This is a genomic window from Gluconobacter sp. ESL1110 (genome assembly GCF_058107395.1).
The window spans coordinates 68,058-87,190 of record NZ_JBYLUK010000004.1; the positions used below are offsets into that span (position 1 = coordinate 68,058).

Sequence of the window (19,133 nt, forward strand, 5' to 3'; positions counted from 1 at the left end):
CCTGAGAAAAACCGCGATGGGTGTAACACACCTCTTACGGACGGTCAGGAGGCTCGCGCAGGAAGGTGATCGGCGTTGTAAAGGAAAATGGTGTATCGGCCCTCTGTGACACGGGCTGCGGGAGCGCCGAAAGTTTTGATGGCACCGGCCTCGTTGAAGGTTTCCTCGGGATGGGGAATGACGACGAAGAACGCTTTGCCATCCAAAGAGTGCCAGTCCATGTGTTTGCGAATATGCACGAATGGGGCAATCGTTCCGTTGCCCTGTATCATCGCCGGATACACATGAATTTTCCCAAGGGATGCCACTTCGAGATTGCCTGAACTCCACCAGGTGCCAATTCCATCAGGAGGGAAGTCTTTTTCCAGCCGGCTGAGAAGGTGGTTATCTTCCGTGCTGAGGATCCCTGTCGAGTATGGTGGGAGAGTTCGGTAATCTGTGATGAGCGTTACCGCCAGCACGGCTATCGAAATAGTGATGGCCATACGTCGTGTGGGCCAGACAAGTGCGGTAATGCAGGCCAGATCAAGCCAGAGAGGAAAAAGGTAGCGCGCTACAGCCACCGGGCTTCCATCAAGCGCAATACGATTGCTGACGGCCAGTGCGATAAAGTCCAGCAGTGCGGATACAACCAGGAAGGAGCAGAAGGGTGTATTCCGGCCACCACTCGCCCAGGCTGTTCTGGCCACCTGATAGGCTCCGGCCAGGGCCATAACGACAAGCGCCAGACGCAGACATTCCGGAAGTACTGTACTAACGACCTGACCGGAAGGATCGGCATCATAGACGAGCAGAATGGAGCGGAATGTTGTAAGCAGATTGCTGCTCAACTGCTCCCAGGGTGCAAAGCGCGTCTCCAGCGGTTCGGTTTCAAAACCTCCGGTTGCAGCATTGAGGTGCAGGAGGGTTTTCGCGAGCATGACGGCCACAAGCGTGGCACCTGCCATAAGGAAACGATGTTTCTTTGGGAGTTCTCTTGCCAGAGCGGCATATAAAAGCAGCGACCCCGCTCCCGTGATGGCCAGTAACGGATCCCCAATGACGCCGAGGCAGAGAAGAAGTGCCATAATGAATAGTGACCGCCAGGAGCCGGACGACAGGAACCGGTCAGCCCAGTGTAAAGCCCACACTCCATAGATCAGCACGCCCATGTGGATAGCCGAGAGCGTGATGAAATAGGCTGTTGGTGCGCGCAGGAGCGGAAATGCCAGCACTGGCAGAAGAAGTGCAGCGGCTCCCAAGCGGGACTGACGATCCGGGAGCCGCAGAAAAACTACAGCAAAGGCGGAGACTACGACGCCAGTCCAGAGAATGGCGGGTTGTACCATCAGCAAAAACGGGCTTCTCGCAGGATGGCCAAGAGCATACCAGAACGCGGCCAAGGTTGCGCTCAGGGGAATATCTGACGTCCAGAAATCGGGAGGCGTCAGAACCCAGCCTTTGAGGCGCCAGTTTCCGCGAAGAACATCCAGGCCTGCGAGAAAATACGAAGCTTGATCAGATGTTTTTGGCCAGAGGGATGAAACCCGAATGGCCAGTAGAAGATACAGTAAGGATAAAGTTGAAAAAAACAGGGTGGAAGAAAGCTTTTTGCAACCAGTAAAATTATTTAATTTCATGGTTTTGTATGGATTTCTTATGTCTTGCTATGAAGTTGTGCGGCGAGAATTTCCACGGGGTGCGCAGGACGCTTTCCTGCCAGCCTCTTTCCTTGGCAACGGCAGGAGAAACCTGTCGCCAGAACATCGCCTTTCGCTGCCCAGTTCTGCTCGAAAATGGTCGCCGAAAGATCTGCATGCTCTCGTTCGTGGCCGAACAGACCAGCCATACCGCAACAGCCGGCTTTGCCAGCCTGAGCCTGTACACCAAGATGTTGCAGAACTGTGGCCCAGTCCTGTGCACTGCCGGGGCGGACGGCCTGTTCCGTACAATGTGAAATAACCGTCAGGGGCGTCATATCTCCTGCAGGAGGCTTTTCGGCCACTATGCCTTTGTCGATCTGGCGTTTTAGGAAGCCTTCCAGAGAGAGCACTGCTGGAACGGACTCCATGCCTGCAACGTCTTTATATTCCTGCTCAAACATCAATCCCGTTGCGGCATCAAGGGCAATAACGGGCACATTATGGCGATTGATGTTACGGAGTTGCCGCAGGGTTTCGCGTGCCGTGGAGGCAAATCCCTTGCGAAAGCCCCGGACATGCCGTGCCTTGCCGTTATCCCATACAGGCGTGATCCGCACGTTCATGCCAAGGGACGACAAAAGCTGGTACGCACTTTCGATGACGTCACCATCGAAGCTGCCGGTAAAGGAATCCTGAATCAGCACGACAGAGCGATCATTCTTTGCGGCTTGTCGAAGCCAGCTCTGTGTCAGAAGTGCTGTGCGTGGGAGAGTGGCCGGTTTCAGTACTGGCAAATCGACCAGCCCAATTTTTTTGAGCAGACCGGCTGAAATTGGATTTTGCATCAGGACGTTGGCGATTTGTGGCATCCGTCGCCCAATCCCAAGAAGTGGTTCCAGCCAGTACACCAGATAATCTCGCATCGGGCGTTGCCGTGTCTGGAAATACAGATCCAGAAACTTCGAGCGCATGGAGGGAATATCCACGCGGATCGGGCACTGGGTCGCACAAGCCTTGCAGGACAGACAGGTGTCAAGCGAGGCTTTAAGTTCTGCCGTCAGTTCTGGCAAAGCATTCTTGTCGGAAGCATCATCTGGCAGCGCGTTCAGACGTGCCCAACTCCGCAGAAGCGTTGCGCGGCCTTTAGGCGACTGGGTTCTGTCCTTCGTTGCCTTGTAAGACGGACACATCGCCATATCTGGCTCACGATTGTAACAGGCGCCATTCCCGTTACAGCTAACGGCAAGGCCAAAATTTTCTCTGAAATCATCAGAGATCTGCTCGTCGAATTCACCTTTGAATGGGACGCCGTCTATGCGGTCCACGGGATGGAGTTTTCCGACCGGAGCAAGCTTTCCACGATTGAAAATATCTTCAGGATCAAAGACTTCCTTAATCCGGCACAACTCTTTGAAAAGCGTTTCCCCGAAGAACAAAGGAGAGAACTCTCCACGATAACCTCGCCCGTGTTCCCCCCATAGCAATCCGCCATGTTTCTTGGTGAGGTTTGCGACAGCGTCTGAAATTGGCCGGATCAGGGCCCGATCTTTTTCGGAAAGCATATCCAGAAAGGGTCGAACGTGTAGACATCCAACATCAGCATGTCCGAACATGCCATAGGACAGAGCATACCGGTCGAGGATCGCACGGAATTCAGCGACATAATCTGCGAGGGCTTCGGGCGGGACGGCTGTGTCCTCGACAAAAGCCACGCCCTGTTTGTGGCCATCAGGTCGCCCTAGAAGCCCAACGGATTTTTCTCGCAGGGTCCAGAGTTGGTTGATGATCTCCTGATCTGAAATTGGTTTGTGATCAATGACTTCGAAAGGGGAGCTCTCAAGAAGAGTCACGGCTTCCTGCATCTGCTGATGCAGATGAGTAGCATCGTCCCCTACGAATTCGACGAAGCTCATCCCTCGAACCGGGACTTCGGAACGAGCGCCCAGAACACTTTCAAGAGACTGCCAGACGATATCCTGCGCTGCTTTTTCCAGGACCCGGTCATCCAGCACTTCGATAGCCGAAGGGTTGGCTGGAAGGAGGGTTTGCACGTCTCGTAGTGTATGATCGAAACTGGCATAGCGGACGACCAGAAGTTGTCTGAACTTCGGAAGGCGTCGCACGCGCAGCACCATGCGCTTTGTTAGAGCGAGTGTCCCTTCCGAGCCTGCGAGCAGGCGAGCGAGACTGAACCGTCCGTCTTCGAGCAGAATATTCTGCAGGTTATAGCCTGTGAGCCCACGGTTCATATCCGGGAAAACGCGACGGATTTCGTCAGCCTGATCCGTGATGACGCGATGAACTTCACGATAGATGCGTCCGGGCAGATCCTCTCGTGCTTCAGCTTGTTTTAGGTCGGTTTGTGAAAGCTTCCCGACATGCAGGTCAGACCCATCGGACAATACGACGTCCATTGTCTCGATGTAATCGGACGTGCGGCCGTAGAGGCGCGACCCCTTGCCTGACGCGTCAGTGGCGACCATGCCTCCGATCGTAGCGCGGGTTGCGGTTGAGACTGTCGGGGGGAAAAAATAGCCGTGCGGCTTCAGGAATGCATTCAGTCTGGCGAGGACGACGCCAGGTTCGACTGCGACCAAGCCGGTTTCGGCATCGAAGTCCAGAATATGGTCAAGATAGCGGGCTACATCAACGATGACCCCGGACGTCAGGGATTGGCCATTGGTGCCTGTTCCGCCACCGCGTATCGCAAGTGTCAGATGTCCTCCGGCAGCCGCACGAACCGCCCGGTTCAGATCTTCGAGAGTTTTGGGATAAAGGACCAGAACAGGAAGCTGCTGATAGATGCTGTTGTCAGTGGCTGCCACTAGCCGTGCCGAAACTTGTGGGGTGATGTCCCCTTCAAATCCTTCAGTTCTTAGCCGGCTCAGAAAAGTATCACGGGCGGCAATCTCAGATGCGGCCAGAGTGAGACCGGAATGTACGGTTCCACCTGATAAAGCTGCATCGCCACCCATGATTTTTTCTCCCATTCACGTCATGTGTTGAGGGGCTATCCTCCGCGAAATGAAGCGTCTTGGAAAGCCCCGCCAACCGGAAGAAAATGTCCTTATTCCACCGTGACGGATTTAGCCAGATTGCGAGGCTGGTCCACATCCGTGCCCTTCAGCAGTGCGACCTCGTAAGCGAGGATCTGGACGGGGATTGCGTAGAGAATGGGAGCAACAAAAGCATCTACATCCGGCAGTACAACAATATGTTCTGCAATGCCTTCAAGGCGTTTTGCACCCGCCGCATCTGTAAAGGCCAGAATGCGCCCACCACGCGCCTTGGCTTCCTGCAGGTTGGACAGGGTTTTGTCGAACAGGATTGTGGAGGGTGCGATCGCCACGACAGGAACGGTCCGGTCAATCAGGCTGATCGGACCATGCTTCAGTTCACCCGCGGCATAAGCTTCTGCATGGATGTAGCTGATTTCCTTGAGTTTTAAGGCGCCTTCATAAGCGATTGGCGTGCAGATGCCGCGCCCCAGATACAGGACATCTCTGGCTTCTGCGATAACACGCGCCATGGCCTGAATGGCCTCAACCCGCGTGAAGACTTCAGCTGCACGGGACGGAAGATCGAGGAGGTTTGCTGTTAGGCTTTCTTCGCGAGCCTTATCGATCGTGCCCCGTGCGCGTGCGAAGTCGATGGAAAGAGCTGCAAGAACAGACAATTGTGCTGTAAAAGCTTTGGTAGAAGCTACCGAAATTTCCGGACCAGCAACCATCCCCAGAACCAGATCGCTCTCACGTCCCATCGTTGAATGTTCGACGTTAAGAACAGACACGATACTTTGCCCGGCCTTTTTGAGGCTACGCAGAACGCCGAGCGTATCTGCCGTTTCACCGGACTGGGAAATGAGGAGTGCAACCCCTTTGTCAGGCTGTGGCGCGTCCCGATAGCGCATTTCGGAAGCAACATCGATTTCGACGGGTACACGGGCCAGAGACTCAAGCCAGTACCGGCCGACCATGCCAGCATAGAAAGCGGAACCGCATGCTGTGATGGTGATGCGAGGAACCTGAGCCGGGTCGAACGGCATGGCCGGTAATGCGATGGTCTTGGAGGCAGGGTCGGTAATGCGCTGAAGCGTCTGGCCGATGGCGACCGGATGCTCGTGCAGTTCCTTTTCCATATAGTGGCGATAGCCATCTTTGCCGACCTGTCCGGCCATAAACGCAATGTTCTGGATCGGGCGGCTGACTTCCTGACCTTCGCCATTGAAGATGATGACGTTGCCAGGCGTCAGTTCGCACCAGTCGCCATCGTCCAGATAGGTGATGCGGCTTGCCAAGGGAGCGAGAGCCAGACTGTCGGAGCCAAGGAACATCTCGCCTTCGCCGTAGCCGACGGCCAAAGGAGCACCATGACGGGCGCCAATCAGGAGGCCGTCATGGCCCTGAAAAATGATGGCAATCGCATACGCGCCTTCAAGGCGCTTGATGGCAGCAAAAGCTGCGTCCCGCGGCGTCTTGCCCTGATCCAGATAAAAATCAACCAGATGGGCGACGGTCTCTGAATCCGTATCAGACAGGAAAATTCGGCCCTGTGCTTCGAGCTCGGCCTTTAGTGTGGCAAAGTTCTCGATAATTCCGTTATGGACGATTGCGACCCGGCCAGCAGCGTGCGGATGAGCGTTGGTTTCTGTCGGTGCGCCGTGAGTGGCCCACCGCGTGTGGCCGATGCCTGTTGTGCCGCTGAGGGGTTCAGCCTTCAGAACAGCTTCGAGATTATCGAGCTTGCCGGCTGCGCGACGGCGATCAATGGTACCGTCGGCGGACAGGGTCGCGATACCGGCAGAATCATAACCGCGGTATTCAAGCCGACGCAGCGCTTCGAAAACGATCGGGGTGGCTGGACGATGGCCTACAACGCCACAAATTCCACACATCAGCCCTGCTCCTTTTTGGCTTTAAGGGTCTGTTTGATTTCAAGGCCGCGACCTGGTTTGACAATCTGACGGGCGCGTCCGAACGCCAGACCTTCTGCCGGAACATCTTCCGTAATGGTGCTTCCCGCAGCGATCAGCGCGTCGTCTCCAATCGTGACGGGGGCCACGAGAATGGAGTCCGACCCGATGAAGTTGCGTTCACCGATGATGGTGCGGTGCTTGAAGTACCCATCGTAATTGCAGGTCACTGTCCCTGCCCCAACATTGGTTTCCGCGCCGACGGACGCATCCCCGAGATAGGTCAGGTGATTGGCTTTTGCGCCGCGACCGAGATCCACATTCTTGAGTTCGACAAAATTTCCGACATGCGTGTCTGCGGCGCAGACCGTACCGGGACGCAGACGGGCATAGGGGCCAATCATGGCGCCCTCACCGACTGTACATCCTTCAAGATGTGAGAATGCCCGGATCAACGCGCCGCTGCGGACTGTCACGCCCGGTCCGAAAAAGACGTTTGGTTCAACCACGACATCCGCTTCCAGAACCGTGTCTGTACTGAAGAAGGTGGTCTCAGGAGAGACAAGCGTTACACCCGCGTCCATGGCAGCAGCCCGGAGCCGTGCTTGAAGTGTGGCTTCTGCCTGTGCCAGTTCACTTCGGGAGTTAACGCCTGCGAGTTCGCTTTCAGGAGCCTCGACACACTGAACACGCCCCTGTGTGGCGGCCATGGCGACAACATCCGTCAGGTAATATTCACTTTGTGCGTTGGTGTTGTCGACGGCTGCAAGCCATGTCCGAAAATCATCGGCACCCGCGCACATGACGCCCGCATTGCACAGCGTAATCTGTCGCTCGTCCTCGGTTGCATCTTTGAATTCGACGATCCGGCTGACATGCCCCTGTTCTTCGACAATCCTGCCGTAACGACCGGGATTGAACGGGCGCATACCAAGAAGCGCAAGACTTACCCCGGTCTGGCGAGCTGCCGTGAGCTTGCGCATTGTGTCTGCGGTGATCAGGGGATTGTCGGCATATAGGACGGCAATGTCACCGTCACCGAACAGGTCTTTTGCCATGTTGGTGGCGTGCGCCGTTCCTAGGCGGTCGGTCTGCACGACCGTTCGGTAGGGCAAAACCACTTTTTCAAGCTCGGGCATATCAGGCCCAACCACCACAACCACATCGTCAAAGACTTTGCGGGCAGTCTCGATCAGATGTGTGATCATGGGACGGTTTCCAAGACGGTGCAAAGCCTTGGGAAGGCGGGACTTCATGCGCGTGCCGAGGCCCGCTGCAAGGATGATGGCTGTGGTGTGGCGTGCGGTATTGGTCATGTTCCGTCCCGGGTATCCAAACCGCGCCAGTTCGTCAAACGATGGTTGAGCGCTACACCATCACTTCGGATTGCCGTTTATTGCGAAATGGTTGCGGCTGATTTTGAAGGTGGAAGCGGGTTCTGCATAACAACAGTAACATGTCCCAGCTTTGGATGATTGAACTCGATCCGGACGGGGACTAGCCCGATACCTTCAACATTCCTGAACCAGGCAGCTCCAGGCTGAGGGGTGGCCAGTTTCGCCCGATTTGGAGAGTCTTTGATAAACCCTGCGACCTGCTGACCGATAAAATCACAGCGGAGCGACGGATCTCCAGCATAAGCCTGTTTATGCGTTCTCGGGATGTCCGCCTGTGTCGGACCGTGAACCGTCATTTTTGTCAGACGTAGCCCGTCAAAAATGACGGCAGAACCGTCACAATGTCCGGTCTGCGTCAACGTCTCCAGCAGGCGCGCCATACCACTCAGTGTATCAATCGTATGAGGCAAGTCGCTGTCTGGTATGGGGTCCCGGTCTGTTTCAACGGGTTCCAGAATATCAACATGTGGGGTGTTGCCGTTATAGGTGAGCAAAACCCGACGATGCTGTCCGCGCGACATGCCCCCGCTATCATACCGAATGGGTTTGACGTTGCCGCCTTCGATGAAATCGCCTTCTACGCGAGAGCGGATATCCATCTTGACGAACCAGCTGATCATACCGGCTGGTCTGATATGTGTGGTTCCGCCGTAGCCCCAGTGCTCGATCTGATAGGACACATCTGTATCAAGCACATGCAGTCCGCGCAGATAGACCGCGTAAGACGTGTTGACCTGACCGGCTGCCGCATGAGCAGTGGAAACGCCAGCCAGAAGCAGGAAGCCTGCTCTAGCCAGCGCTCGGAGTGTCTTAAACGTCAAGATTGGCCACTTTCAGGGCGTTTCCGACGATGAAGTCACGGCGCGGCTCCACCACGTCTCCCATCAGGGTCGAGAACACCTGCCCCGCCTCTTCGACGTCACCAATCTTCACCTGAAGCAGGGTTCGGGTCGATGGGTCGAGCGTTGTGTGCCAGAGCTGCTCATCGTTCATCTCGCCCAGGCCTTTGAAGCGGTTAATCGTCAGGCCGCGGCGGCCCTGTGCGAAAATTCGGTCCATGACATTGGACGGACCAAACAGCTTCTGCTCGTTCTGATCGAGCCGCAGGATGGCCGGAGTGGCGAAATCTCGTGCCAGACGTTCCCCTTCCGAGGCCAGCCAGCGGGCTTCTGCGGATTTGAGAACGCTCTGTTCAAGGCGATAGATTTCGCTGACGCCACGAACCGAACGCGCACACTCAATCCCGGTGCTGGAAAGAGAGACTTTCCAGCCACGCTCGTTCTCAGCGGATGCTTCGTCAAGGCGGCGCTGGAAGTCGGGGATGCGATCGCCAATTGTTGTCGGGTCAAGTTCCAGAACGCGTGCGATTGCGGCCTGTTCGAGTACCCAGACCGGGATCTTGGTGGCAATATTTTTCAGGTTCTGGGCTGCTGCGATGAGGAAGCGGACTTCCTCCTGAAGGGCATCGCCTGTCAGTTCCAGATTGTCTCCAAAGCGCAGGGAGGCATTTGCCAGCGCTTTATCCAGAAGATACTGCTCAAGAGCGGCATCATCCTTCAGATAACGCTCTTCCTGGCCACGCTTTGCGCGATAGAGCGGCGGCTGAGCGATATAGAGATAACCCTGTTCGATCAGTTCCGGCATCTGGCGGAAGAAGAACGTCAGCAGCAGCGTACGGATATGGGAGCCGTCCACGTCAGCATCAGTCATGATGACGATCTTGTGGTAGCGCAGCTTCTCGGCTGAGAAACCGCCCTGATCCACTTCGCCACGTCCGATGCCGGTGCCTAACGCCGTAATGAGTGTGCCAATTTCGGCCGAGCCCAGCATACGGTCGAAGCGGGCACGTTCGACGTTCAGAATTTTACCGCGCAGAGGTAGGATCGCTTGGAACCGACGATCACGCCCCTGCTTTGCCGTACCACCTGCGGAGTCACCCTCAACGATGAAGATTTCAGCCTTGGAGGCATCGCGTTCCTGGCAGTCTGCCAGTTTTCCCGGCAGCGAGGAGACGTCCAGCACACCCTTGCGGCGCGTCAACTCACGGGCACGGCGCGCAGCCTCACGGGCGCTGGCTGCATCAATGATTTTGGCGACGATCGCCTTGGCTTCCTTGGGATGCGTTTCAAACCAGTGGGCAATCGCATCCGCTGCTGTTGCATGCACAACCGGCTGAACTTCAGAGGAAACCAGCTTGTCTTTGGTCTGGGACGAGAACTTGGGATCCGGCACCTTGACGGAAAGAACTGCCGTCATGCCTTCACGCATGTCTTCGCCCGTCAGGGAGCCTGATTCACGCTTGGCAACGCTCTCGGCATACTTGCCGACCACACGCGTCAGGGCCTGACGAAAGCCTGCAAGATGTGTGCCACCATCCCGCTGGGGGATGTTGTTCGTAAAGCACAGCATTGTCTCGTGGTAGCTGTCGTTCCACGTCAGGGCGAACTCGACGCGAATGCCACTTTCGACATGGTCGATCTCACCCGTGATCGGCGGTGTAACGATCGAGGTCTTGGAGGAATCAAGCCACTCGGCGAATGCGCTTAGGCCGCCTTCATAGAAGAAGCGGACTTCCTTGCTTTCGGCATGGCGTTCATCACGAAGAATGATTTCCATTCCGGAGTTCAGGAAGGCCAGTTCGCGGACGCGACGTTCCAGAATGGAGAACTCGAATTCCACCTTGGTAAAGGTCTGTTTGCTCGGCTTGAATGTGACGAGCGTTCCGCGGGGTTCGTCAGATGGGCCGACAATGCTCAGGGCTTCGTCACGCTCACCATGCTGAAAGCGGATCTTGTGCTCGAGCCCGTTACGCCAGATCCGAACTTCCATCCATTCTGACAAGGCATTCACGACAGCCGCACCAACACCATGCAGGCCGCCGGAAACTTTGTAGGAGTTCTGGTTGAACTTGCCGCCTGCGTGAAGCTTGGTCAGCACCACTTCGGCTGCACTGATCCCCTCTTCAGGGTGCATGTCGGTCGGGATACCACGGCCATCATCGCGAACGGAGACGGATCCATCTCCGTTCAATGTCAGGATACAGCGGGTAGCGTGACCGGCTTGGGCTTCGTCAACGGCGTTATCGATGATTTCGAACACCATGTGATGAAGGCCGGAACCGTCATCCGTGTCACCGATATACATGCCAGGGCGTTTACGGACAGCGTCCAGTCCCTTCAGTACCGAGATAGAGGAGGCGCCGTAATCTTCACCGTCTGCGCCTGGAATCTCCGGCTGGTTCTGGGTCTCTGACATGCGCGAGGCGGTCTCCGTGGAACTCTGAAAAATTATTGTCTTAATTATAGCGCGTCGAAGCCTGTGAGGCCAGAGCGCGCACGCTACGCAGGTTGGATATGACTATCCTGAATATTGAAAAATCCGGCTTTTCCGGTGAGGGCCGAAAAGGGTTCGGCATCTGTCCCGGTTAATAAGACGGGCGTATTGAGATTTAGCAGGCTGACAAGAAGAGCATCTCTCCGGGGTTCGTCCAGATGAAGGAGCGGTTCATCCAGAAGGATGACAGGCGCATCCCCCCTGCTCTGTTCGATCAGCGCAGCATGACTCAGGACAACACCAATCAGCATGGCTTTTTGCTGACCGCTGCTTGAAAGCTCAGCTGAGCGGCCGGTTTTTGCGTCAGAGAGAAGAAAATCTGCTTTATGGGCACCGACGGACGTGCTGCCGCGCGTGCGATCTTCGGTCCGACTGTCGCGCAGTTTTGCCCTTAGCCAGTCTTCCACCTGTAATGCGGAAGCGCTCATGAGTTTCCGGGTAATGTCGCAATTCAAACTGAGAACGCTCTGCGGGAAGTCGCCACCGGAAAAAGGGTGAGCGTTCATGCTTTCCACAAGGGAAAGTCGGGCAGCGGAGGCGGCAACAGCATGTCGAGCGATGGAGTCTTCAAGAGACGCCAGCCAAAGGGCTTCGTCGGGCCGATCCGTCAGAAGGCGGTTTCGGCTTGAAACCGAGCGTTCATGGGCTGCCATCTGGCGTGCATGGTCCGGGGTCAGGGCCATAACCAGACGGTCCAGAAAGCGTCTTCTGCCGCTGGCGCCTTCCAGAAAAAGGCGATCCATTTGTGGTGTCAGCCAGACGCATGAAAATACTTGCGCGATCTCTGCCTGAGATCGGACGTTTGCACCATCCAGCCTGAAAGAGCGTCTGCTGTTTTCGGAAAGATCGGCGCCCGTCCCAAGCAGGGTCTGGTCAAGGCCATGGCTCAACGTGGCTGCTACGCCCCACTGAGAGGCATCTGTTCGGCACAGGGATTGAAGGGGCGCATTTCGAAGGCCGCGCCCTGGTGCCAGAAGCGACACAGCTTCCAGCAGGTTGGTTTTTCCTGATCCGTTTTCGCCGGTCAGGATTGAAATGTTTGTCTCGGGCTTCCAAACGGAATGCCGGTAGTTCCGGAAATCCTTCAGGGCCAGGCGGGTCAGTCTCAATGCGGGCCGATCAGACCCGCATCGGCATCAGAACATACAGGGCAGACGGAGACGCCGTATCGCGCACCAGTGTTGGGGCGGAACTGTCTGCAAAAGCAAACTCCACTTCAACGTCAATCTGGTCTGTGATGTCCGTCAGGTAACGGGCCTGGAAGCCGATTTCGATCGGTGGCGCATCATAGGTGACGGTGCTGTCGTCCAGTTCCTCGTGTGCCACGCCCTGGTCTGGGCTGATGGCGGAAAGCGTCAGCATATTGTGCGTGACGGACAGTTTGACGGGGCGCGAGCGCTCCTGACTGATGGCTGCCACACGACCGACGGCCGCCGCGAAATCTTTCTTCGTCGTGCGAAGGATGCGATCATTGCCCTTTGGAATAACGCGCTCGTATTCAGGGAATGTGCCGTCGATAAGTTTGGATGTCAGAAGGACGGGGCCAGCCTGAAACTGGATGCGGGTGTCGGACAGGGACACTTCAATGTCCGCAGCACCTTCATCCAGCAGCTTGCGAAGTTCGGCGACTGTCTTGCGCGGAATGATGACGCCCGGCATGCCGCGCGCACCTTCAGGCAACTCTGTTTCGACGCGAGCCAGACGATGACCGTCTGTAGCGACAGCGCGCAACATGGGGAACGTTCCGCCTTCTGCGACATGCAGATAGATACCGTTCAGATAATAACGCGTCTCCTCATTGGAAATCGCAAACTTGGTACGGTCGATCAGCCCGCGGAGTGTTGCGGCTGGAATACGGAAACGGTGCGGAAGATCTCCTGCCACCATGGCTGGGAAATCATCAACCGGCAGGACGTTCAGGCTGGTGGCGTAGCGGCCGGCGCGCAGGGCAAGCGGTGCGTCGATTTCCGGGTGGTCAAATTCGATTTCCACGCCATCTGGCAGCTTGCGAACGATCTCGAACAGCACAGCAGCAGGCACGGTAGTAGAGCCGAGGCGCTCACCTGTGGCTACGACGTCTTCGACGACGGCAATTTCCATATCCGTGGCCGTCAGGCGAAGAATATCCCCTTCATAGGACAGCAGGACGTTCGCAAGGATGGGAATGGTGTTCCGCTTTTCTGCAACGCCATGAATATGCGCCAGGGCCCGTTGCAGCAGGGTGCGGTCAACCTTGAATTTCATCGTTTTTTTCCCTGGTCGGCAATCTTTAAGTTTTGCCGTTTCTTAGCAGACACCCGCTTCCGGCGAAAGGCACCGATAGCGGGTTGTCGTCCTTGCTCAGCCTTCAAGCATCCGGCGCATCAGCTCGACGTCTTCTGCGAAAGACGTATCCTGCTCCATCAGTTCTGCAACGCGGTTTACGGCGTGCATAACGGTCGTGTGATCACGGTTACCGAATTTGCGCCCGATTTCCGGAAGGGATCGGCTGGTCAGCTGCTTGGCAAGGAACATGGCGACCTGGCGCGGACGGGCCACAGCCCGGGCACGGCGTGCAGAAGACATGTCCGTCAGGCGGATATTCCAGTGTTCCGCAACCTTGCGCTGAATTTCCTCGATCGTCACGCGACGGTCATGAGCCTTGAGCATGTCCTTCAGGACATCCTGCGTCGTATCGAGTGTAACTGGCCGGCCAACCAGATCGGCGTGGGCGATCAGGCGATTCAGGGCACCCTCAAGCTCGCGCACGTTTGTCGTGATTTTGTGGGCCAGATATTCCAGCACCTTGGATGGAACGTGCGTGCCGGACGCCTTGGCCTTCGCTTCCAGAATGGAGATGCGGAGTTCAAAGGTTGTGGCGTGAATGTCCGCCACCATGCCGCAGCCCAGACGTGTTCTCAGGCGATCTTCAAGGCCAGACAGATCGGATGGGCTCTTGTCTGCGCTGACAATGATCTGACGTCCGGCGTCAACGAGGGCATTGAACGTATGGAAGAATTCTTCCTGTGTGTTGTCCTTGCCGATCAGGAACTGAAGATCGTCGATCATCAGGACGTCAACGGAGCGCAACTGCTCCTTGAATTCCATGGTGGACTGGGAGCGGATGGCCGCGATGAAGCGATACATGAACTTTTCGGCCGACATATAGGCAACCGAGACGTTGCCTGTCTTCGTCAGTTCCGAGCCGATAGCATGCATAAGATGTGTTTTGCCCAGCCCTACACCACCATACAGGAAAAGTGGGTTGAAGCCGGGGCTGGACGGCTTTTCAGCCACACGGCGGGCGCAGGCATAGGCAAATTCGTTCGGCTTGCCCACGACAAAGCTGTCGAAGGAAAATCGCGGATCCAGAGGGACAGCAAGGTCGCTGCGTACTTCGTGGCTGACCGCGACCTGAGCTGTGACTTCTTCGACGGCGCTGTCGCTTGCGATATCGGCGGACGGGGGAACTTCGGGCAGGCCACGTTTGACCTGGAGTTCAATACCCTGCACATCCGCACGCTCGGTGCGCCACAGCGTTTGAAGACGTTCTTCGTACTGGCTGCGAACCCAGTCCCGAAGGAAACGGGTCGGTAGGTACAGAATAAGTTCGCCGTCTTCGATCGGTCCCAGAACGATCTGGCGCAGCCATGTACGATATTCGACTTCGCCGACTTCGCCCTTCAGCTTTTCACGAACTTTGTGCCAGGAAGCTTCCAGAAGATCCGCCGAGCCGGGGGCGGAGGCGCTGGCGTCCAGATACTGAGCGTTTTCCACCTATGATACCCCCTTTCATTTCTGCCCCAGATACGATGGGGCGTCTGTTATGGTTCCCTGCACGCAGGGTGGATATGCTTCCAACGGAGAACGTCCACACAGGATTGGGTGGCGCTTCAAATAAAGCGAACGCTTACCGGAGAAAACAGAGCCTCTGGCACTGAGCTTGATCTGGCAGGATAGGCTTCTGCCCAAACCGAAGCAAGCTGGAACACGAAAGGTTCAGAGGTGCCGAGGTGAGGTGTTGCAGTATGGTCAAAAAAGAACGCGCTCCCTGAGGGGAGCGCGTTCTTCAGTTCATACCCTGCAAAGGGGCTCAGGCGGTTGCCAGAGCCTTGATGCGGGCAGACAGACGGGACAGCTTGCGGCTGATCGTGTTCTTTGCGACGACGCCCTTGCCGGCAGCGCGCTGCATTTCAGGCTGTGCGACCTTGTATGCTTCGGCAGCAGCCGTCTTGTCGCCAGACTGGATAGCCTGTTCGACCTTCTTGATGAAGGTACGCATACGGGACACGCGGGCCACGTTGCGCTCGCGGCGGCGTTCGTTCTGACGGATGCGCTTACGGGCAGAAGCTGTATTTGCCATGGATCTTTCGGTTCAGTTAGCGGTCTTGTCGCGGAAAATGATTGGCGCCCTCTACCCGTCATGAACGGGGACGTCAAGCGTTTTGCACATTTTATACACACGGGGCGTCTGCGCAGAGTCTTCCTCATTTCTGGCAGTTTGCGCAGTAGAATGTGGATCTACCTGCCTGCGTAATGCGTGAAACAGGATAACCTGTCCCGCACTCTAAGCATGCCTCTCCTTCCCGTCCGTAAACAAGGTGCAGGTCCTGAAAGCCGCCCTTTGTGCCATCGGCCTGAACATAGTCTCTTAAAGACGACCCTCCAGATGCGATGGCCTCTGTAAGAATGGTTCGTATGGAATCGGCAAGGCTGCTCGCTTCTTCCTGACTAAGAGACATGGCCGCGCGGGTGGGGTGGATATGGCTGCGGAACAGTGCTTCGCACACATAGATATTGCCGAGGCCTACGATCAGCCGCTGATCAAGGAGAGCCGTTTTAATGGGCGTACGCTTGCCCTGCATGAGGCTGTGCAGATACGGGCCTGTCATGCTTTCCGAGAGCGGCTCAATGCCGAGACCGCTTAGAAGGCGGTGCGCATTTTCCTGACCGGTTGAAACAAGATCCACCATTCCAAATCGCCGCGGATCCACGAGGCCCGCGCGGGCGCCGTTCTCCGTTTCCAGAACCAGATGCTCATGTTTGGACGGAGTCGTGTTCATGCCGGATTGGCCGAGGAGCAATCGGCCGGACATTCCGAGATGCAGCATCATACTCGTGCCGCTCCCGACGCGCATGAGAATATACTTTGCGCGGCGATGAAAGGAGAGCACGTCCTGTCCTTCCAGCCTTTCCCGGAGATCCAAGGGAAATGGCCATCTGAGGTCAGGGCGGTTGACGGTAACGTGACGGATCCGCTGCCCTTCGAAGGCGGTGCGGAACCCACGCATGACGGTTTCGACTTCTGGAAGCTCTGGCATGACTGGACACAAAGATATATCGATTGCCCCATGACCGATAGCGCTGAACACAACGTCCCGCCCTTCCCGTCTTCCGAGCAGACCGGAGACACCACGGATTTTGGTTACCGCAATGTCCCGCGGAACCAGAAGAAGACCATGGTCAGGGAGGTGTTTGAGAGCGTCGCTGGCAAATATGACATCATGAACGATGTCATGTCGCTAGGCATTCACCGGATCTGGAAGCGGATTTTTGTGGGGATGCTTGGCGCGCGCCCGAACATGAAGCTGCTGGATCTGGCTGGCGGAACGGGTGACATTACGTTTGGCTGGCTGCGCTCCGGTGGTGGTCCGGCCATCCTGTCAGACATCAACTCCGCCATGCTGTCCGTCGGCCGTGACCGCGCCATCAAGGCGGGGCTGATTGGCCAGATCGAAGTCTGCGTCGTCGATGCGGAAACGATTCCCCTGCCTGACTGCTCCGTTGATCGTGTGACCATTGCTTTTGGTCTGCGGAACTGCACAGACAAGGATGCTGTTCTGCGCGAAGCGCGTCGTGTGCTGAAGCCGGGGGGGCGTTTCTTCTGTCTTGAGTTTTCCCGCGTTGAGATTGCTGCGCTGTCACCTGTTTATGATACGTGGTCTTTCAAGGTTCTGCCGAAGATGGGGCAACTGATCGCCAAGGATGCGGACAGTTATCAGTATCTTGCGGAAAGCATCCGCATGTTCCCGGATCAGGAGACGCTTGCTCAGATGATGCGTGATGCTGGTCTGGAGCGCGTGCAGTATCGCAATCTCTCTGGTGGAATCGCGGCCATTCATTCCGGCTGGCGTCTGTAATTCATGTGTCGTGTTCTGCTGATTGTTGGTGGAGGCATTGCAGCTTATCGGGCGCTCGAACTCGTGCGCCTTCTGAAAGCTGAGGACATTGCCGTCACCCCGGTCATGACAGACGCGGCCAAGGCGTTCATTACACCTCTCAGTCTGGAGGCCCTGTCTGGGGAGCGCGTGCATGACGCGCTTTTTGCCCCCACGCAGGAAAGCGAAATCGGCCATATTGCGCTTGCGAGAAGCGCGGATCTCGTCGTGGTCTGTCCGGCTACGGCCAATCTCATGGCCCGCATGGCGCACGGTCTTGCAGATGATCTGGCAACGACGCTGCTTCTGGCGACGACGACCCCCATCCTGCTTGCTCCTGCGATGAATGTGCGCATGTGGGAGCATCCGGCAACGCAGGCTAATCTCACACTTCTTCGGCAACGTGGCGTGCAGGTGGTTGGGCCGGATGAGGGCAGTATGGCCTGCGGTGAGTTCGGGCCGGGACGCCTGAGCCAGCCTGATGTCCTGCGGGATGCGATTGTAGTTGCTCTGACGCCGGATCGGTCTTTGGTTGGCCGCCATGCCCTAGTGACGGCTGGGCCCACTGTCGAACCTCTCGATCCTGTTCGGTTCATATCCAATCATTCGTCCGGCAAGCAGGGGTATGCCATTGCAGAAGCTCTCGCGAATCTTGGGGCGACAGTTACACTTGTCACAGGCCCAGTCTCGATTCCTGCTCCGGATGGTGTGGCCTGCGTAAAGGTCCAGACTGCCGAGGAAATGCTGGCGGCTTGTGAGGTGGCGCTTCCCGCAGACATCGCGGTGTGTACGGCTGCTGTCAGTGACTGGCGCGCCAGCGTTCCGTCGGGAAGCAAGATCAAGAAGACGGGCGATGGCCCGCCAACTCTCACTCTTGTTGAGAACCCGGATATTCTCGCAACGCTGTGCCATCATGCCAGACGTCCTCAGCTGGTTGTCGGCTTTGCGGCAGAAACAGATAACGTTCTGGAAAATGCGCTCGCCAAGCGTCAGCGTAAGGGCTGTGACTGGTTGGTGGCCAATGATGTTCGGCGTGGGGTTTTCGGGGCAGATCGGAATCTTGTCAGCCTGATTGACGGTAATGGCATAGAAGAATGGCCGGAGATGGATAAATCCGCAGTGGCAGGAAAGCTGGCAGAGCGGATTTCTAAAACCTTCGAGTCTTCAACCGCCTGAAAATCCGGGATAAGAGAAGCGTCATGACGACCGATCTGATTGATGTCCGCATTACGCGTCTTCCTCATGCGGAAGGGCTTTCTCTTCCATCCTATGCCACATCTGGAGCCGCTGGCTTCGACTTTGTTGCGGCTATTTCAGTCCCAGTGACGATTGAACCAGGCGGTCGTGCGCTTGTCCCGACGGGTCTGTGTATCGCCCTGCCCTCAGCTTATGAGCTTCAGATACGCCCGCGGTCTGGTCTGGCTCTGAAGCATGGCATTACGCTGCCGAATTCTCCTGGGACAATCGATGAAGACTACCGTGGCGAGATTGGCATCATTGTCATGAATGCCGGGACGGAACCTTTCACGATCGAGCGTGGCACACGGATTGCTCAGGGGGTGCTGGCTCCTGTGTTCAGACTACGGTGGCAGGAAGTTCCGTCTCTGGATGAAACGGAACGTGGCGCAGGTGGTTTTGGCAGTACCGGCCACTAAGACCTCCTGAGATATGCAGAAAACACTTGAGCCTCCGGAAGAACCTTCCTTACTCTCGGTTTCTCTGAAACCGGGAG

Annotated in this window: 14 protein-coding genes; 3 read left to right on the forward strand and 11 right to left on the reverse strand. The window is 56.5% G+C overall.

What is annotated here, in order from left to right; all coding sequences use genetic code 11:
- Positions 1 to 44: 44 nt before the first annotated feature.
- The 11 genes from AC3B6F_RS01625 to mutM all read right to left on the reverse strand — a co-directional run bounded on the left by AC3B6F_RS01625 (position 45) and on the right by mutM (position 16,564).
- A complete protein-coding gene (locus AC3B6F_RS01625; protein WP_489823173.1) occupies positions 45 to 1,619 on the reverse strand; it encodes a hypothetical protein in 1,575 nt (524 codons plus the stop codon).
- A 17-nt stretch (positions 1,620 to 1,636) separates the two neighbouring features.
- On the reverse strand, positions 1,637 to 4,597 hold the full coding sequence (locus tag AC3B6F_RS01630) for an FAD-binding and (Fe-S)-binding domain-containing protein (protein WP_489823174.1): 2,961 nt from the start codon (positions 4,595 to 4,597) through the stop codon (positions 1,637 to 1,639).
- A 92-nt stretch (positions 4,598 to 4,689) separates the two neighbouring features.
- Complete coding sequence (gene glmS, locus AC3B6F_RS01635; protein WP_023942559.1) at positions 4,690 to 6,516, reverse strand: glutamine--fructose-6-phosphate transaminase (isomerizing); 1,827 nt, start codon at positions 6,514 to 6,516, stop codon at positions 4,690 to 4,692.
- The gene (gene glmU, locus AC3B6F_RS01640) at positions 6,516 to 7,850 is read right to left on the reverse strand and encodes a bifunctional UDP-N-acetylglucosamine diphosphorylase/glucosamine-1-phosphate N-acetyltransferase GlmU (RefSeq protein WP_489823175.1); all 1,335 of its coding nucleotides are present in this window, start codon (positions 7,848 to 7,850) and stop codon (positions 6,516 to 6,518) included. Before glmU ends, glmS begins: the two co-directional genes overlap by 1 nt.
- Positions 7,851 to 7,927: 77 nt before the next feature.
- Complete coding sequence (locus AC3B6F_RS01645; protein WP_489823176.1) at positions 7,928 to 8,752, reverse strand: DUF3108 domain-containing protein; 825 nt, start codon at positions 8,750 to 8,752, stop codon at positions 7,928 to 7,930.
- The gene (gene gyrB, locus AC3B6F_RS01650; RefSeq protein WP_489823177.1) at positions 8,742 to 11,186 is read right to left on the reverse strand and encodes a DNA topoisomerase (ATP-hydrolyzing) subunit B; all 2,445 of its coding nucleotides are present in this window, start codon (positions 11,184 to 11,186) and stop codon (positions 8,742 to 8,744) included. The genes AC3B6F_RS01645 and gyrB overlap by 11 nt, the downstream gene beginning before the upstream one ends.
- Before the next feature lie 83 nt (positions 11,187 to 11,269).
- Positions 11,270 to 12,373: a DNA replication/repair protein RecF gene (gene recF, locus AC3B6F_RS01655; RefSeq protein WP_489823178.1), complete on the reverse strand. Its 1,104-nt coding sequence runs from the start codon at positions 12,371 to 12,373 to the stop codon at positions 11,270 to 11,272.
- 10 nt (positions 12,374 to 12,383) lie between these two features.
- Entirely contained in the window at positions 12,384 to 13,508 is a 1,125-nt protein-coding gene (dnaN, locus tag AC3B6F_RS01660; protein WP_489823179.1) for a DNA polymerase III subunit beta, read from the reverse strand.
- 96 nt (positions 13,509 to 13,604) lie between these two features.
- Positions 13,605 to 15,020: a chromosomal replication initiator protein DnaA gene (gene dnaA, locus AC3B6F_RS01665; protein ID WP_062025346.1), complete on the reverse strand. Its 1,416-nt coding sequence runs from the start codon at positions 15,018 to 15,020 to the stop codon at positions 13,605 to 13,607.
- 316 nt (positions 15,021 to 15,336) lie between these two features.
- Positions 15,337 to 15,606, reverse strand: coding sequence for a 30S ribosomal protein S20 (gene rpsT, locus AC3B6F_RS01670; protein ID WP_010501582.1), 270 nt, complete (start codon positions 15,604 to 15,606; stop codon positions 15,337 to 15,339).
- 124 nt (positions 15,607 to 15,730) lie between these two features.
- Positions 15,731 to 16,564, reverse strand: a complete 834-nt coding sequence (gene mutM / locus AC3B6F_RS01675) for a bifunctional DNA-formamidopyrimidine glycosylase/DNA-(apurinic or apyrimidinic site) lyase (protein ID WP_489823180.1) — start codon at positions 16,562 to 16,564, stop codon at positions 15,731 to 15,733.
- 30 nt (positions 16,565 to 16,594) lie between these two features.
- Between mutM and AC3B6F_RS01680 the strand changes: the two genes are divergently transcribed.
- From AC3B6F_RS01680 to dut, 3 genes are read left to right on the forward strand one after another with little or no spacing between them, the layout of a single operon-like run.
- On the forward strand, positions 16,595 to 17,383 hold the full coding sequence (locus AC3B6F_RS01680; protein ID WP_489823181.1) for a class I SAM-dependent methyltransferase: 789 nt from the start codon (positions 16,595 to 16,597) through the stop codon (positions 17,381 to 17,383).
- Between the two features lie 3 nt (positions 17,384 to 17,386).
- The gene (gene coaBC / locus AC3B6F_RS01685) at positions 17,387 to 18,577 is read left to right on the forward strand and encodes a bifunctional phosphopantothenoylcysteine decarboxylase/phosphopantothenate--cysteine ligase CoaBC (RefSeq protein ID WP_489823182.1); all 1,191 of its coding nucleotides are present in this window, start codon (positions 17,387 to 17,389) and stop codon (positions 18,575 to 18,577) included.
- A 23-nt stretch (positions 18,578 to 18,600) separates the two neighbouring features.
- Positions 18,601 to 19,056: a dUTP diphosphatase gene (gene dut, locus AC3B6F_RS01690; protein WP_489823183.1), complete on the forward strand. Its 456-nt coding sequence runs from the start codon at positions 18,601 to 18,603 to the stop codon at positions 19,054 to 19,056.
- Positions 19,057 to 19,133: the final 77 nt, after the last annotated feature.

Excerpts from the sequence above, each read along its gene's own strand:
- AC3B6F_RS01625 (WP_489823173.1), bottom strand. The coding sequence starts at position 1,619 with ATGAAATTAAATAATTTTACTGGTTGCAAAAAGCTTTCTTCCACCCTG.
- AC3B6F_RS01630 (WP_489823174.1), bottom strand. The coding sequence starts at position 4,597 with ATGGGTGGCGATGCAGCTTTATCAGGTGGAACCGTACATTCCGGTCTC.
- glmS (WP_023942559.1), bottom strand. The coding sequence starts at position 6,516 with ATGTGTGGAATTTGTGGCGTTGTAGGCCATCGTCCAGCCACCCCGATC.
- glmU (WP_489823175.1), bottom strand. The coding sequence starts at position 7,850 with ATGACCAATACCGCACGCCACACCACAGCCATCATCCTTGCAGCGGGC.
- gyrB (WP_489823177.1), bottom strand. The coding sequence starts at position 11,186 with ATGTCAGAGACCCAGAACCAGCCGGAGATTCCAGGCGCAGACGGTGAA.
- dnaN (WP_489823179.1), bottom strand. The coding sequence starts at position 13,508 with ATGAAATTCAAGGTTGACCGCACCCTGCTGCAACGGGCCCTGGCGCAT.
- rpsT (WP_010501582.1), bottom strand. The coding sequence starts at position 15,606 with ATGGCAAATACAGCTTCTGCCCGTAAGCGCATCCGTCAGAACGAACGC.
- mutM (WP_489823180.1), bottom strand. The coding sequence starts at position 16,564 with ATGCCAGAGCTTCCAGAAGTCGAAACCGTCATGCGTGGGTTCCGCACC.
- AC3B6F_RS01680 (WP_489823181.1), top strand. The coding sequence starts at position 16,595 with ATGACCGATAGCGCTGAACACAACGTCCCGCCCTTCCCGTCTTCCGAG.
- coaBC (WP_489823182.1), top strand. The coding sequence starts at position 17,387 with ATGTGTCGTGTTCTGCTGATTGTTGGTGGAGGCATTGCAGCTTATCGG.
- dut (WP_489823183.1), top strand. The coding sequence starts at position 18,601 with ATGACGACCGATCTGATTGATGTCCGCATTACGCGTCTTCCTCATGCG.